This is a genomic window from Vibrio hangzhouensis (assembly GCF_900107935.1).
Lineage (GTDB): Bacteria > Pseudomonadota > Gammaproteobacteria > Enterobacterales > Vibrionaceae > Vibrio > Vibrio hangzhouensis.
In genome coordinates this window covers 52,302-68,284 of record NZ_FNVG01000020.1, presented here as the reverse complement: position 1 = coordinate 68,284, position 15,983 = coordinate 52,302, and the positions used below count along the sequence as shown (strand labels likewise).

Sequence of the window (15,983 nt, the reverse complement as noted above, 5' to 3'; positions counted from 1 at the left end):
GTTATACCCTTACTTCCCGGCGCTGATCACGCCCCCAAACGAGGTTGATGATGGCGCGAGACAAGAACACGCCGGTAAACATACTGGTTAATAAACCCAGCCCCAGAGTGATTGCGAAACCTTGTATTGGGCCGTTACCAATGGCGTAAAGGGCAATGGCGACAATCATAGTGGTCAGGTTGGCGTCAAAAATTGAATGGAATGCACTGTGGAAGCCTCGGTCGATACTCTGTGCAAATGTTCTTCCTTCGCGCATTTTGTCTTTGATTCTTTCAAAAATCAGCACGTTGGTGTCGACCGCCATTCCTACCGTCAGTACCATCCCTGCGATTCCCGGCAGTGTAAGAACGGCCCCAGGAAGCAACGCGATTAGGCCGAACAGGCATACCATGTTGGCGATAAGAGCAGTATTCGCGACCCAACCCAACCTTCGATACCATATTGCGATAAAGCTCAGTGTCAGCCCAAGACCCAGAGCCAGAGCCGCGAAGCCATTTTTCACATTCTCGGCACCAAGCGATGGACCTATAGTGCGTTCTTCGATGATGGTCACTGGCGCGGTGAGCGAGCCAGCTCTCAGCAGTAGCGCCAGCTCTTGAGCATCTTGGATAGTGCCGACACCTGTAATGCGGAACCGACTTCCAAGCTGCGACTGAATCGTGGCGACACTAATTACTTTGCTCACCTGTTCACTTTCTCCTTTGGCATTTCGGCTGTACTCGCTGTACACCGTGGCCATAGGATTACCGATGTTGCTGCGGGTAAATTGAGACATTTTTCTGCCACCCGCGGAATCCAGTGAGATGTTGACCTCCGCAGTGCCCATATCCCCCACACCGGCACGTGCATCGATAATATGTTCTCCACCGAGAATGGCGCGGCGCTCCAGACTGATTGGGTGGTGCTCGCTATCAGTGAGCGCCAGTGTACGACCGGAGTGATTTTCGGCAACGGCGTGGAAGGCGAGCGAAGCGGTTGCTCCAATCACATCTTTGGCGGCGGCGGGATCCTGAACTCCGGGAAGCTCAATTCGAATTCGGTTTTCGCCTTGTCGCTGTACTGAGGCTTCTGTGATACCAAGCTCTGAGATACGCTCACGCATGATCTGTAGATTCTGTTGCACGGTCAGATTTCGAAGTGTGTTACGTTCTTCATCTGATTGGCTTAACCGAATCACGTTGCCTTGCAGTGAACTGTCCCAATCAGGGAACTGCTGACGCACAAAACTGCGCGCTTGATGGGGATCGGTATTGCCAAACAATGTCAGTTGAACGCCATCGTTGGTAATGCGTCCACGGCTGGCTCGAAACTCGGTTGTGAATTCGTCAATGACCATTTGTTGATGGGCTTGATACACCGGGGCCATGTCTACTTCCAGTAAGAATTGCACGCCACCGCGTAAATCCAGACCTAATGCGATCGGGCTGAAACCAGCGTTGAGTAACCACTGTGGTGCCGCAGCTTCCATAGCCAGTGCGACGGTGCTGGAGGGATCGAGATGCTGCTTGAGCACCGTCTGGGCCTTTGCCTGCTGCATAGGGCTATCCAGGATAACAACGGTGGTGTCCCCATTTTGTTTAATGCTGGTCGAGGTGATACCAGAGTGTTCCAGATATTGGGATATCTGGGTGGCGTCGGTGACTTGCCCTCGGTGATTTATATGAAGGGCGGCATTTTCACCATAAATTGATGGTAGGGCGCTGAGCAACATGACAATCAGGCTCATCACCAGAACGATGTATTTCCATTTTGCTAACCGATTGATCGGTTGTGGGCTGTGTTTTTTCACAACAGTACTCTCACAAGTAGTTAGTATCCGGCGCAGCGGGATGTGAACGACGGGAGAACACCGTAGCCTGACTTGCGGATAAGTTTGGCAAGAGTGCTACAAGGCAATTGTCCTACATCACACGAAAGGTGCGCATGGGTAATGACTCAGATGAACTGGGTCCGGAGAGTTAACTGTGGCGAGTGTGTTTATGTGTGTAGAGGGTGTTCGCTTCTTTCCAGCCAGACAGACGAGATGAAGCATAACGGTTCTTGCTCGTCCAGTGATGCTGGGGCGGTATTAACGCACTTGATTGTGTCGCGAGTTCGAGTAGTGGCGGTGTTAGAAATGCGATCAGCAAAAAGTAGTCAGGCGCAGCGTTCAGAGCCGTACCGTGACCGTCATTAATGATTCGCCTTGAGGCCGAGAGAAAATAGGGGCCAAGATTGTCGTTGAGAACTGAGCCTTCTTCCTCGGAGGCCGGATCTATAACATGGCTGGTTTCAGCGGCAAGATCTAAGGTCAGGAAAGCCTGACTATGTACCTTGTTGGTGTTGAACGACGGGTACTCGCTTGCTGCAACGGCATGAGTGCATACCGCAAGAATAAGAGCAATGAACAGGTGGTACCAGCGTTTAACCAATGGATAGCCTTAAGTGATAGAAGGTTGTATCGAATGTTTCCCGCGCAGTATACCGGATGGCAGTCACATTATGGTGAAACTTAACTCATGGAAATGTTAGTAATTGTGTTCTTGTAGCGATTTAGCTGGACGTTGTAATTGCTCGGAAATGTAACGCTCACCGTGATTTCGAAAATATCCCAATAAAAACAACCAACAATTTACTGCCTTTTGTTGGTTTTCGTATCTTATTTTTTTTATTCAATTGCTTTCTGTCACATAATTAATGAAACCAATCGAAATTAAAAAGAAGTTTTATGAAATTTTTTTTACTCTAGTAGGTAATTTGAATTATGTTATTTGACTACTATGGTTGGAGGATCTTTTATGTGCGCTACTATTGGTCGAATAGTACTGTATGTTTGTTGTTCTGTTGTATTTGTGCTGTCGTCAGCACTTCGCGCTAATCCTCTCACTGCGCAGGTTTTAGTGTTTGAAGATTCGAACATCCCCTCGTGGATAGAGTCGGATTCGGCAACAATAACAAATACTCGCTCTATAATTGGAAAGCAATCTTTACAGTGGGACTGGGGAGCAAATAGCGTTCTCGGTATTAATTATTCGTTTGAACGTATCTCCGATAGTCAAGCCACAAGCGCTTACGGGCGTAAAGCGACACAAGTGTTGTCTTTCTGGATATATAACGAGCAGCCAATGCTAGAAAGTATTGATGTCGTACTCTCTAATCGTCAAGGCACACCCTCATCGGTCACTCGGTTCCCAGTTAATTTAAATTTCTCAGGGTGGAGAGCGATTGGAGTTTCATTGAATTTGGACTTTGAGCCAGAGGTCACTCAACAATTTGAAAAGATTGAATTTGTAGCGCCTCAAAGCGGCCAAGGAAAACTGTTTATCGATCGAATAATGGTTTCTGTGGATGATGAACGCTACCAATGGTCTGATTATCAAGTTCAGACGCGATACACCATCCCTGAAATTGATTTTGGTTTGCCAAATGATATTCCCAATGCAACCTATGAAGAAATCGAAGGAGCGAAGAGCATTAAGGATGCTTTGGTAGCTGAGCTTCGTGGTTTCACTGGAACCATGGACTCTCTAGAGAGTAAGTTCGCAGAATTCGATATTAACGTCGCAGCAGACGGTACTATTACGGGTCGCCATATCCTCACTGACAAGCAACAAGTTATCTATCAGCACTCACATTTGGCGCCGGAAGACAGAGCACTATTTGATGAATATGCCATTCTTGGTGACTCAGATGGGGACGGTTCTAAGGTAGCAGGCTACGCTAAGCTAATGTTAGATCTTGCAAAAGCCTACCATGAGCCTAGTTTTGAATCCTTTAAACCTAGGCTACAAGAGATGTACATACTCATGGTGCGTCATCTTATTGATCAGGGCTTTGCTCAGGGGAGCTCTATGGTGACCACACACCATTGGGGCTACAGTGGCCGCTGGTGGTATAACTCGGCGATTTTAATGGAGCAAGCTCTAATGGAGGCGCAGCTACTGTCGCCAACCTATGAAGCACTGCTATGGTTATCGCGTGAGTTTAAAGAGAGCTTTGATATGGAACTGGATATCGATAGCTCCAACCTAGATTATTTCAATACCCTGTCGATTCAACACCTCGCACTTATTCTACTTACACCGGATGACAATGAACGCGTTGCCTTGTTAAAGAAATTTTCTAAGTTCTTCTCAGGAGCTGTCTCGCAAACGCCACCTGGATACAATGATGGCTTTCGCGATGATGGTACCGCCTGGAGACACAATGGGCATTATCCAGGATACGCGTTTGCTGCATTTGACAATGCATCGATAGTCATCAACATGCTTTCTCATACTCTATATCAAGTTAACACGGATGCCTTAGATAAGATGAAGCTGGTAATGACAGCGGGTTGGCGTTACAGCAATCCAGTCGTCCCTTTAGGTATTTCTGGTCGACATCCATTTACTACCTTGAGCACTAAAAGGTATGAGTATGGCTTAATGAAATTAGCGCAAAGCTACCCAGAGTTGGATACTGAGCTTGCCGCTATGTATTTGGCCATGAGCAATAAGGGAGTCGCAGATGGCGTGCCAATATTTGGTCAAAAGGTTGAACCAGCTGTTACTCCACAAGGGACGTGGAGCTATAACGGTGGCGCATTTATGGCGCATCGAAATGGTGAAAAGCTCGCGTTGGTCAAAGGTTATAATAAAGATGTGTGGTCTTCGGAAATCTATACTAATGACAATCGATATGGACGCTATCAAAGTCATGGAAGTGTACAAATATTAGGCTACGGCAGTAATGCAGAATATGGTCACCTACAAGATGGTTGGGATTGGAATCGCAACCCAGGTGCAACCACCATTAACATTGACTTTGATTTGTTAGAAAGCCCAAGACCTTCGACACTAATGGTACGCTCAGACGAGGGGCTAAGTGCTTCTACATCCCTTAATGATCAATTTGGTATCTTTAGCTTTAAGCATAAAGCGCCGCAACACTTGGCGAATTTTGAACCCAGCTTTGTTGCCAACAAATATGTAATGTCCGTTAATGGTGAGTTGTATTTAGCGGGTGACGGAATAAGTAATGTCGATCATGCTCATTCGACGGAAACAACCTTGTTCCAGATCGCTCATTCAGACCAAAGCGATGGTATTTGGACTAATGGGATCTACTACGCAGGCACGCGGTTTGAGCACCAACTGACTTCAGGTGATTGGGTGATTGATACAAATGGCGTTGGATACTACCTGATTGACGCCCCTCTAGTTGTCGTGAAAAGGGACAATCAAATCTCTCGCCATAATAAAAACAAACAAGAAACGTCGGGTGATTTTACTTCCGCTTGGATAGATCATGGCATGGCACCTGAAAACGCCACCTACCAGTATATTATTGTTATGGATGCATCGACCTCTAAGATGAATAGTCTGGCACAAAGAATGGAAACAGCTCCAGAGTATCAAGTTTTGGAGCGTTATGAGCATGGGCAAGTCATGGTGGCGAACTCACATCAGCTTTATGGTTACAGTAATTTTGAAGCGGGTGAATACCTTAGAGGCCCAGTGAGATACATCAGTACAGCTGCGCAGGTGATGGCTCAGCGAGTGAAAAACCAACTGATGCTAAGTATTTCCTCTAGTGAACTGGCGATTCAATCAGATAACTCTCCTACACCGTCCGTTCGTGTAGAAGTGGAACTTGAGGGGGAGTGGCAAGTTGAAGGAAGGGATGATGTTGAAGTGCAGGCGTATGGTGACCGTACAAAAGTTGTGGTTGATAGCCTATTTGCGCAGGGCGTTGAAGTGAAGCTATGTCCATTGAATGAGGGATGCGGTGAATCTGAATCGGGTAGCCCTGCTAAGAATGCTGGTGCTTTTGGTCTTTCTATCTTGCTTATGTTATTGAGTCTGGCGCGCGTTCGCTGGTGGAGCAGGAACTGATTGAAAACAGTGATAAGAAAAGCGGCTTCATTTGAAGCCGCTTTTTTTTGGGGTAGATATAACCAAAAAGCTATATCAAGGGGCAGTGTTTTATCTATCGGTGCATTTGGGGGGAATGGAAGTAAACGTATTTAGCTTCCATTTTTTACTTGCTTAAGCGTTACAGTTTTCCTACTGAACGTAGATATTCATCAATGGCACAGTCTCCAATATGATTGTGATAACCAGGCTTATGCTTAGCCCATTTTGGGTCGACGTTGATGGCGAGAGCCTTAAATGGATCAACCGTTTCACGGGTATAATCAGCAAACTTCTGGCGATATTCTGCTAGCAGTGCTGTGTATGCTTCGTCGTTAGCAAGATTGCGCTTTTCTCCAGGATCGTTAATGAGATCGTAAAGTTCTTCATCTTTGTTTTCCTGGTATACCGTGTATTTGTGAGTCTTAGTGCGCAGCATTCGTGCTGGCTCTATGATGGTTTCTCTGCTCGTGTACCATTGAGAGACAACGTTATCACGCCAGTCTTCGACTGACTCCCCACGAACCAATGGCATCACGCTACGGCCATATAAACCGACAGGTATTTCAATTCCGGCGTAATCACAAAGGGTGGGCACTAAGTCACATAAGGATAGTAAAGCATCATTTTCGACATTCTTGGGGATGCCCGGCCCTGCCATTACAAAAGGAACATTGGTTGTTTCTTCGTAAAAGAAGCTAAACTTGGTGACATTTTTGTGGCTCGCCATTGCATCACCATGGTCACTGAAAAAAACCACCAGCGTATTATCAGCGGCATCGGAGTTCGCTAGGGCATTTAGAACATTGCGTACACAATCATCGCCCATTTTGGTGTAGTGATAATAAGCTGCAAGATATTGCTGATAGTTTAAGTCACTCCAATGTGCTGCTTGATGCATTCTGTGGTGACGACAGCACATATACTGAACAGATAATGGACGGTTGGTAATATCATCATCGTTGTGGAAGTTTTCAGGCAAGGCCGGCAAGGGACCGATTCCCGGAATATCGCCATGAGGACCTGCAAATTCGCCAACCCAGCCGCATATGTTGTGTGGGTTATTGAAGTCAACGGCCATCAAAAACGGTTTGTCGTGTTTTTTGTTCAAAAACTCTATGCTTTTTTTCTCTGCATAGACGTCTTCTTTCGAATCATAATCAACCGGGAAGGCTTCTGGAGCGTCTAGCTCTATTTCAATCTGATCCGCACATTCAAAGCCGCTTAGTGACCCAAAATCGTGCTGTTTCCCGAAATGCACACACTCATAGCCTTGCTCTGAGAAGAGCTTGCCAAGAGTTGGCATAGTGCTAGGTATATCAGGACTATTGTTTCCGTGAACACCATTTTGGTGGGGGAGGCGGCCAGTCCAAAATGAGGCTCGTGACGGGCCGCACAGAGGATAGGCGGTATAAGCTGAGTTAAATCGTGTCCCATTTCTTATGATGCTATCAATCGCTGGTGTTTTGGTGACGGTATTGCCGTAAGCGCCGACCCCTTTTTTTGCCAACTGGTCGGCAGTAATGATTAGAATGTTGACTGGCTTACCATTGACGGTTTGGCCTTTGAGTTGATTAGCAAGGGTTTCTGGTGTTGCTGAACTAGCGTTGGCAGAGAAGGTGGTAGCAACACCGGTTGTTACCGCAGCACCGGCAACGCCCTTTATAAATTTACGTCGAGAAAGGGACATAGTCGCTCCTATTCTTTGTGGGAGTTGTGAATTGAGTAAACTTTAAATTGATCAATGGCTAAGTGACTTTTCCAAGTTCTGAAACCAAACATTCCTGAGGTTAAGGGTTTAACATCATCGATTTCGTATAGCTTTTGGTTGTTGGCGAAAACAAATGTTTTATTTTCGAGGCTGATGATCTTGATATTGGTCATGACGTTTGGTGTATTCATAAACTGCACGTCGTTCACATCGTATTGTGGTAGTAGCGGTCGTGAACCGTCTCCAGGGTAATATCTAAAGCGGGTGGTGGAGTTATCATTGGCTCCATAACCCACATAATAAAGCTCAAATGCGTCATACTTGCGCATATCCCCTGCTCGCCACTGAGAGCGCTCAAAAAAACCTTCGCCCTTCGGCGTATTTGCCATCCAAAAGAAGTTGAGATCGGTTCCTCTATCGTTAGCGCCCCCATTGACCACAACTGTCCCATCGAATTCGATTATTGATGGGGAATCGATTTTTTCCTTATACCAAATGGTGACGCCTGCACCGTCATCGATGTCTAGTTGGTTATCGATAATCGATACTTGGCTAGCTGCCGTTTTCTCAACGACCCAGTTAGCTAAGCCTTGTTCAAAGTTATCTTGAAAAACCAGGCGAGCATTGTTTTCTATGAACTCTACTGGGTCAGTGATTGCCATTGCTCCGTGAGAAACAAAGGTGCCCGCCATGATTGCGGAAGTGAGGGCCATACTTCTGTATATATTCATAATCTTTCTCAAATAGGTTGATTACTTTCGGTGTGTTGCGTATCGTAAGTAATTGAAGGTGTTTGAGCAAGTTGTGTATGCTTGAAATGTGACCATAGTAACGCGGTAAAAACGAAATATAACATGTTGTTTTGTTTCTGTACGTTAATTTTATGTGTATATAGTGCTAATGTTTTATATGGCAGTTGAATTGACCGTGATGCCAGTCACTTTCGGTTTGAAAGTTGGTTTTCATGATTTTTCGTTTTGGTATATTGGAAAATAAGCAAAAAAAAGAAACCAGGGGTGAATAATGACTAAAGCAAGTACTCGAGACACTCGTTTTCACATGATGGCTAAACCTGCGAGTTATCGCTGTAATTTGAAGTGTGACTACTGCTTTTATCTAGAGAAAGAAGACATGATGTCATCGCCAAGTGCCAATGATGAAAGTGCTAGCCACAATATGTCAGATCGGCTGTTGAGGAAGTATGTAAGAGACTATATTGCCTCTCAAGACAGTGAGGACATCGACTTTGCGTGGCAAGGGGGGGAACCGACGCTAGCGGGTATTGAGTTCTATAAAAAAGTTGTCGAGTATCAGAAGCTATATGGTAAAGGTAAGCGCATTACTAATAGCTTTCAAACTAATGCCATTGCGATAAATAAACAGTGGGCAGAGTTTTTCGCAACGAATAACTTTCTTATTGGTGTGTCTATCGATGGCTTGGCTGAAGTCCATGATACTTACCGCATTTCAGTTAACGGTCGCCCAACGTTTGAGCGAGTAAAGAAAGCGATCGATATACTGAAAGAGCACCAGGTCGAATTTAACACTCTAACGGTTGTTAATGACCAGAATTGGAACAGAGGAAAAGAGATTTACCATGCGCTTAAAGCGCTTGGATCAGTGCATCTACAATTTATCCCAATAGTGGAAGTCGATGCATCGTGCCAGCAGAGTACTACTGGACACTATTCTCCTAGATCAGATGCAACACTTACTTCATTTTCTGTGCCTTCCCATGGTTATGGCCAGTTCATGACAGACGTTTTTAATGAATGGGTTAAGCATGACGTGGGAACAATATTTGTTCGAATGTTTGATAGCCTGCTCGCCACCTGGATGGGATATCCAGCCTCTATATGTGTGCAATCAAAAGAGTGTGGTCAGGCTTTGGTTATAGAATCAAATGGTGATCTTTATTCTTGTGACCACTATGTCTATCCCGCAAACAAATTAGGCAATATCGAACAGACTGATATCGCAAAACTCGCCACCAGCAAACAGCAAAAGCGCTTCGGGGCAGCAAAACATGCGCGTCTAACTCAAAAGTGCCAGCAATGTGACTTCCAAGCCTTGTGTTATGGCGGGTGCCCAAAACACAGAATTCTTCCTATCGAGGGCGAAAAACATAAACAGAACTACTTATGTGAATCTTATGCCCAGATTTTCAACCATACTGCGCCAGTAATGCACCTAATGGTGCAAGAGATACAAAGGGGCGGTACGGCAGCGAATGTTATGCCAATACTGGCAGGCTATCGATAACTCAACAGTATTCATATTAATAGGAGATTACAATGAAACTGTCCTCATTTAAGAAGACGGCTGTAGCGGGTTTTGTTGCTGCATCGTGTGCAACAGTGCCGATGGCATCCGTCGCAAAAGATTACACAGAGCAACCAAACGTGCTGGTGATTGTTATGGACGATCTTGGTATTGCGCAGATGGACTTCATGCTGGACACAGTGGACAAAGATACCTTAAAAAAACGACCAGTACCGATGCGATACGATGGTGATTTTGACAAGCTATATGATGCCGCAAAACGTTCAATGCCCAACGTCACAAAGCTAGCAAACGACGGTATTCGTATGACCAACGCGTATGTCGCGACCCCGGTTTGCGGTCCGTCACGTGCAGCAATGATGACTGGACGAAATCCACATAGTTTTGGCACGTATAGTAACGATGATGCCAAGTTAGGCATTCCTTTGGATATCACTTTATTACCAGAGGTCATGAACCAAAACGGATACGAAACGGCTAATATTGGTAAGTGGCATAACGCTAAGGTCCGTAAAGAGAAGGTCGCAGAAGAAGTACGAACACGTGACTACCACGATAACGAGATTTCAGTCGCTGCAGAGGGGTTTGGGCCAGAGGATCGCGGTTTTGATTACTCTTACAGTTTCTATGCTTCTGGCGTCGCACTGTATGATTCTCCATCGGTCTTTGAGAATGGTGTCAATGTTCCTGCATCAGGTTACATTACCAAGAACCTAACAGATAAGACGATTCAATTCATTGAGAAGAGTGCAAAAGACAAGCCATTTTTTGTGAACTTGGCGCTAAGTGTCCCTCACATACCACTGGAGCAGCACGCGCCAGCTAAGTATATGGATCGCTTCGATACCGGAAATGTGGAAGTCGATAATTATTATGCGCACGTGAATGCTGCGGATGAAGGGATTGGAAAGATCATTGACAAGTTGAAGGAGCTTGGTGAATACGACAATACGCTGATCTTCTTCCTATCAGATAATGGGGCTGTGTTTGAATCGCCAATGCCAATGAATGGCATGGACAGAGCATTTAAAGGACAGCGTTATCGCGGTGGGGTGCATGTTCCATTCATCGCTCACTGGAATGGTGTTATTCCAAAAGGGCAAAGCAATGATACGATGATCTCGGCGATGGACATCCTGCCTACAGCGATGTCAGCCGCGGGAATTGATATTCCTGAAAGTTTGGATGTCAATGGACAAAATATCTTGCCGCTACTTAAAGGTGAAGAGCAGCAGCCACACAAATACTTATACTGGGCAGGACCACGAGCACACCATTATGATTCAAAAAATGCCCAGTTTTGGAGTCATTACTGGAAGTGGATTACGTACGAAGAGCAGGAATTTGTACCAAGTAATCATATAGAAAGGCTTTCAAAAGGAGAGTGGGCGATTAAAGATCAAAACTGGTCCCTGCACTACTATGACGATGGGTTAGCGGAGTACGAATTGTATCATTACGCTTCGGATCCAGCAGAGTCTATAAACGTTGCTGACAAGCATCCAGAAAAAGTGGCAGAGCTAAAAGCGGCTTTTTATGAATGGATTAAAGAAAAACCTGCCCCGGTAAATTGGGGTCAAGATCGCTATGAAGTACTGACTGATTCAGCGAAGTAAAGAGTCTAACCAGCCTTAGCTTTAAGGCTGGTTTTTTTGTTGCCTTATTATAATAGGGTAGATTATGTCCAAGTTTATCACCCCTACTACCAGACCGATCATTGCTTACGAACATCCTACTTTTCAAATGCATGCGGAAATCTTTCGTGAGCATTTAGTTCGCCAGATTAAGAAACGCCCTCGGCTCTCTCAATACGATGAATTTATTAAAAATGTATTCTCTCGAAATGATCAAGACTTAAAAGAACAGTGCGATATCTTGCTAAGATATTTTACGGAAGCTTTCGTTCACTACTCGGCCTGGGATTATACTCATGCTTATTACCCGGGAAGACCAAGTCAACAAAATGCACGGACTGATGCGCTCGAAGGGTGTTCAAGGTTTTTGCCATTGCTTGCATCTTGGTTGAGTCAACAGGGTGAGCCGGAACCTATTTTGTATGGACTATCAGGTAAGTCTTTTGATGCGGTTGAAATAATCAAAAAGGCGCTATTGTCGGGGACAGACCGAAACCATCCAGGCTACTGGGGAACGTTAGGAAATTACGATCAAAGAGTCTGTGAAAGTGCCGATTTAGCACTTACATTGTGGCTGAGTCGAAATTGGGTCTGGAACCACTTTGATTCCCGACAGAAAAAGCAGGTTGTTGATTGGTTCTCACAAGTCAATCAATGCAAAACCGTAGACAACAACTGGCACCTTTTTCCTTTAACAGTACAAATTGTGCTGCGAAATCTCACAGGAGATAACCACGTACAACTTGATAGGTACCAAAGACTCAAAGAGTTTTATGTAGGGAATGGCTGGTTTCGAGATGGCGCAAAGGGAAACTATGATTACTACAATGCGTGGGGATTTCACTATTCACTGTTTTGGATAGATCAAATAGACCCAGATTTTGACTCTTGTTTTATCCAACAAGCGGTACGTGAATTTAATGAGAACTACCGGTTCTTTTTCTCTTCTCACGGCGTCCCATTTTTTGGTCGTAGTGTCTGTTATCGATTGGCAGCGCCAGCACCACTGCTGTCAGCACTTCAGTATTCAGAGTCAGGAGTTTCTGTGCAGCAGGCCAAGCGAATCTTCTCCAACTGCTTAAAAACATTTATCAGTAATGGCGCTTTAAGATATGGCTTACCTACTCAAGGGTTATATGGTGCAGACGCGAGGCTGACTGATAATTACAGTGGCCCTGCAAGTAGCCTATGGTCGTTAAGAGCGCTGATTGTTGCATTTTATAATGGACAACAGACAGGCTTGTGGACAACATCGGAGGGAAAATTAGAAGTTGAGTGCTCTGACTTTTCGTTTCATATCGAAAGTATTGATGCGAAAGTGCAAGGTTGTCAGAGAACTCAAGAAGTAACGGTGACATTTCAATATGAATATATTGATCAGCAATCTCCCTTTTCACGCACACTAAAGACACAATCATGGCTAGATCTTGCGAAAGAACGCATTACAGGCAGAGCGAATAGGCCTAAGAACAACTTACTTCGACAAGGGGTGACAAGTTACTCTTCAAAAATGACAGGTTTCTTTTAGTTTCATACTTCTTTGAATTGAAAGTTGTGATGTGATCTAGATCTTATAATTTTCTTTTGTTTTCGTTTAGTATGTAAATTGAAAGCTAATGAAGGATATTTTGGGGTAATTTATGTTTTTAGTCTCTTCGAGAGAAATGCTCTTTAAGGCACAGTTAGGTGGGTATGCTGTGCCTGCATTCAATATTCATAACTTAGAAACTGTACAAGTTATCGTTGAAACTGCAGCTGAAATGCGTTCACCTGTGATCTTAGCGGGCACTCCGGGCACATTTTCATATGCAGGAACCGACTACTTGGTACAGATTTGTCGACAAGCAGCGGTTAAGCACAAGATGCCAATTGCACTACACCTTGATCACCACGAATCTTTTTCAGATATCCAAGCGAAGGTAGAGAGTGGCATTAAGTCGGCTATGATCGACGGCTCACACTTTGAGTTTGAGCAAAATATTGAGTTGGTGCGTAATGTCGTTCAATTCTGCCACAAGTGGGATTGCTCGGTGGAAGCTGAGCTGGGTCGCTTGAGTGGGCAGGAAGATGATTTGATTGTGGACGAAAAAAATGCGTTGTACACCGACCCTGATGCGGCTGTAGAGTTCATTAACCGTACTGGTATTGATTCTTTGGCAATCGCTATAGGGACAGCCCACGGTATGTATAAAGAGGAGCCTAAGTTAGATTTTGACCGCTTGGGTGAAATTCGCTGCAAGACAGATATTCCTTTGGTGCTTCATGGCGCATCTGGTGTTCCAGATGAAGATGTTCGTCGCTGCATTGAGTTAGGTATTAATAAAGTGAACGTAGCTACTGAGTTAAAAATCGCGTTTTCAGATGCTGTTAAGCATTACTTTATTGAAAACCCGAAAGCGAATGATCCGAGGCATTACATTATTCCTGGTAAGCATGCGATGAAAGAAATCGTTCAGCAAAAGATTCGCGTTTGTGGAAGTGAAGGTAAGCTCTAAATCCATCGTGCTTTTCTGATCGTAAAGTGCAAGCATCTCTTGTTGTAAAGCGGTATTGTTCTCAACACCGCTTTTTTATGCAAAGACCCAATGAGTCTGCAATCATAATAATGTAGCTCTTGATTCACTTGATATAGAAAAGCCTCTTTTTAAAGAGGCTTTTTCATTAATAGATGTTAGGTATAAGCATTAAGCACATTCTCTGGTACTTCGGTAGGACGCCACGGATCACCAGTGCGCTCCAACCAAGGAAGTAACTCTTCTGATATCAACTTTTCGACAAGCATTGGCTGCTCTTCGGCTATGTTTTTCATTTGATATGGATCATTGACGTTGTCATGTAAAACATAGGTGATTGGCTTGCCTACCTTTCGATCAGCCACTAGGGTATAGTCTCCCGTTCGGATTCCACGTCGGCCAAAAGATTGACCGCCATATGGCATAAAGGTGTATAGCTGCGATGTCGGTCTTTCGTCGCCTTCGAGGCCTTTTACGGTATTGGCGAAATTGCTGCCTTCGACGGAGCCTGGAATATGTTCTTCTAGTCCCATTAGGCCTAGCATTGTCGGGTAGATATCTGGTGCTGAAAATAGAATGTCGTCTTGGTTCGGGTTTAGTGTCCCTGGCCATCTAAAGATCATTGGGATGCGCATTGCCTCCTCGTAATGAACATTCTTCGTTGGGTGGCCATTCGAGCCCAAGCAGCAACCATGATCTGAAAACATTACAACTAAGGTGTCTTCGGTAAGCTTAAGTCTATCAAGCTCGTCGACGATTCGGCCGACCTGTTCATCGACACCATAAACCATGGCTAAATACTCTTTGAAGTATTTTGGTCCGTAGCCTTCGTCGTATTCTTTGTCCCAATCTACGTTTTTACGAGTATTTAGCGATTCGGACGTTTCCCCGTCAAACTTGTCGAGATACTTCTGAGGTACTTGGTCATAAGGTGAGTGTGGCGGGTTCATCGAAACCACAAGCGTAAATGGTTTGTCATTATCTCGGTATTTGCCACCTTCGTTTCTAAGGTAGCTAATGGCAATGTCAGCTTCATGTTCTGCACTCCACTGATCGACAATAATGGGTTTGTCTCTCGGTGTATCATTTGTCCAGTACATTGGTGTCAAATGCAGATCATACGTTCCATAACTGTACCAAAAATCAAAACCATGGCGACGATCTGGTGCGGTCCAGTCGTTCCAGTATCGACCTCCCAATGGGTTATTGTAGCCAGGAACAAATGGTGGCTCTGGTGCATCTAGATGCCACTTACCGATATAACCCATGCTATAGCCTTGCTCTTTAAGAACATCAGACCAAGTGATGTCTGAACGTTTTAGCTCGATGCCAAAGTCATGGCCGCCAAAATTCCCGGGTACACCTGTGTGGCTGTTGCCTTGAATTCCGTTTCTGTACGGGTATTGGCCCGTCATTAACATCCCTCGAAATGGTGTGCATAAAGGAAAGTTCGAAACTGCCTGTCTGAAGAACACGCCTTGTTTTGCAAGTTTATCGATATTAGGCGTGATAGAGCGATCTTGTTTCATAAAACCCAGTGACTGAGTTCGCATTTCGTCGGGGAACAAGATAAGCAAATTAGGTTTCTTTTTAGGCGTTACTTCATTTTGCGATGTTTCACCTGATGCTAAAGCTTTCGGAGTGAAAGAGGAACAGCCCGAAATTGAAGCAGCAAGGCCTCCGGCACCAGTAACAGCAATGCCTTTAAGTATGTTTCTACGTGATATTGACATAATATTCTCACAACTAGAGTTTTTTCTTGTATTCTTGCGGGGAAGTTTTATTCTATTCGAAAACGTACCTGGTTTACGTTGACTTATATCGCAAGATAGTGAAAGTTACATTTTTACAGTTTCTTCCAACTAGTATTACTGAAGCGCTGCTCAAAATGTAGCTACATGGTGACTCCTATTTCCTTAAATCCTAGTCAGTTCATAGTATGTAGGTAATAGGAGTACTTATTTAGCTT

General features: G+C 44.7%; 10 protein-coding genes. 5 read left to right on the top strand and 5 right to left on the bottom strand.

The features are described from left to right. Position 1: 1 nt before the first annotated feature. Entirely contained in the window at positions 2–1,789 is a 1,788-nt protein-coding gene (secD, locus tag C4S60_RS17490) for a protein translocase subunit SecD (protein WP_103881653.1), read from the bottom strand. A gap of 169 nt (positions 1,790–1,958) precedes the next feature. Then, a complete protein-coding gene (locus tag C4S60_RS17485) occupies positions 1,959–2,411 on the bottom strand; it encodes a hypothetical protein (protein WP_103881652.1) in 453 nt (150 codons plus the stop codon). A gap of 366 nt (positions 2,412–2,777) precedes the next feature. Here C4S60_RS17485 and C4S60_RS17480 point away from each other — a divergent pair, with 366 nt between their 5' ends. After that, positions 2,778–5,855 (top strand): chondroitinase family polysaccharide lyase, encoded by a 3,078-nt coding sequence (locus C4S60_RS17480; RefSeq protein WP_160111379.1) that lies wholly within the window; start codon positions 2,778–2,780, stop codon positions 5,853–5,855. A gap of 160 nt (positions 5,856–6,015) precedes the next feature. On the opposite strand, the gene C4S60_RS17475 is transcribed toward C4S60_RS17480, so the two are convergent. Continuing rightward, positions 6,016–7,563 (bottom strand): sulfatase family protein, encoded by a 1,548-nt coding sequence (locus C4S60_RS17475; protein ID WP_103881650.1) that lies wholly within the window; start codon positions 7,561–7,563, stop codon positions 6,016–6,018. Between the two features lie 8 nt (positions 7,564–7,571). Continuing rightward, positions 7,572–8,315 (bottom strand): DUF6250 domain-containing protein, encoded by a 744-nt coding sequence (locus tag C4S60_RS17470; RefSeq protein WP_146060881.1) that lies wholly within the window; start codon positions 8,313–8,315, stop codon positions 7,572–7,574. A 292-nt stretch (positions 8,316–8,607) separates the two neighbouring features. Here C4S60_RS17470 and C4S60_RS17465 point away from each other — a divergent pair, with 292 nt between their 5' ends. The 4 genes from C4S60_RS17465 (at position 8,608) to C4S60_RS17450 (ending at position 13,996) form a co-directional block, all read left to right on the top strand. Then, positions 8,608–9,846 carry an anaerobic sulfatase maturase gene (locus C4S60_RS17465; protein ID WP_103881648.1) on the top strand — a complete coding sequence of 413 codons (1,239 nt, stop codon included), beginning with the start codon at positions 8,608–8,610 and terminating at the stop codon, positions 9,844–9,846. A gap of 32 nt (positions 9,847–9,878) precedes the next feature. After that, positions 9,879–11,483, top strand: coding sequence for a sulfatase family protein (locus tag C4S60_RS17460; protein WP_103881647.1), 1,605 nt, complete (start codon positions 9,879–9,881; stop codon positions 11,481–11,483). A gap of 64 nt (positions 11,484–11,547) precedes the next feature. Further along, positions 11,548–13,029 (top strand): DUF2264 domain-containing protein, encoded by a 1,482-nt coding sequence (locus C4S60_RS17455; protein WP_103881646.1) that lies wholly within the window; start codon positions 11,548–11,550, stop codon positions 13,027–13,029. Positions 13,030–13,141: 112 nt separating this feature from the next. After that, positions 13,142–13,996, top strand: a complete 855-nt coding sequence (locus C4S60_RS17450; RefSeq protein ID WP_103881645.1) for a tagatose bisphosphate family class II aldolase — start codon at positions 13,142–13,144, stop codon at positions 13,994–13,996. A 176-nt stretch (positions 13,997–14,172) separates the two neighbouring features. Here C4S60_RS17450 and C4S60_RS17445 read toward each other — a convergent pair whose 3' ends face one another. Next, a complete protein-coding gene (locus C4S60_RS17445) occupies positions 14,173–15,747 on the bottom strand; it encodes a sulfatase-like hydrolase/transferase (protein WP_103881644.1) in 1,575 nt (524 codons plus the stop codon). Between the last annotated feature and the right edge of the window lie 236 nt (positions 15,748–15,983).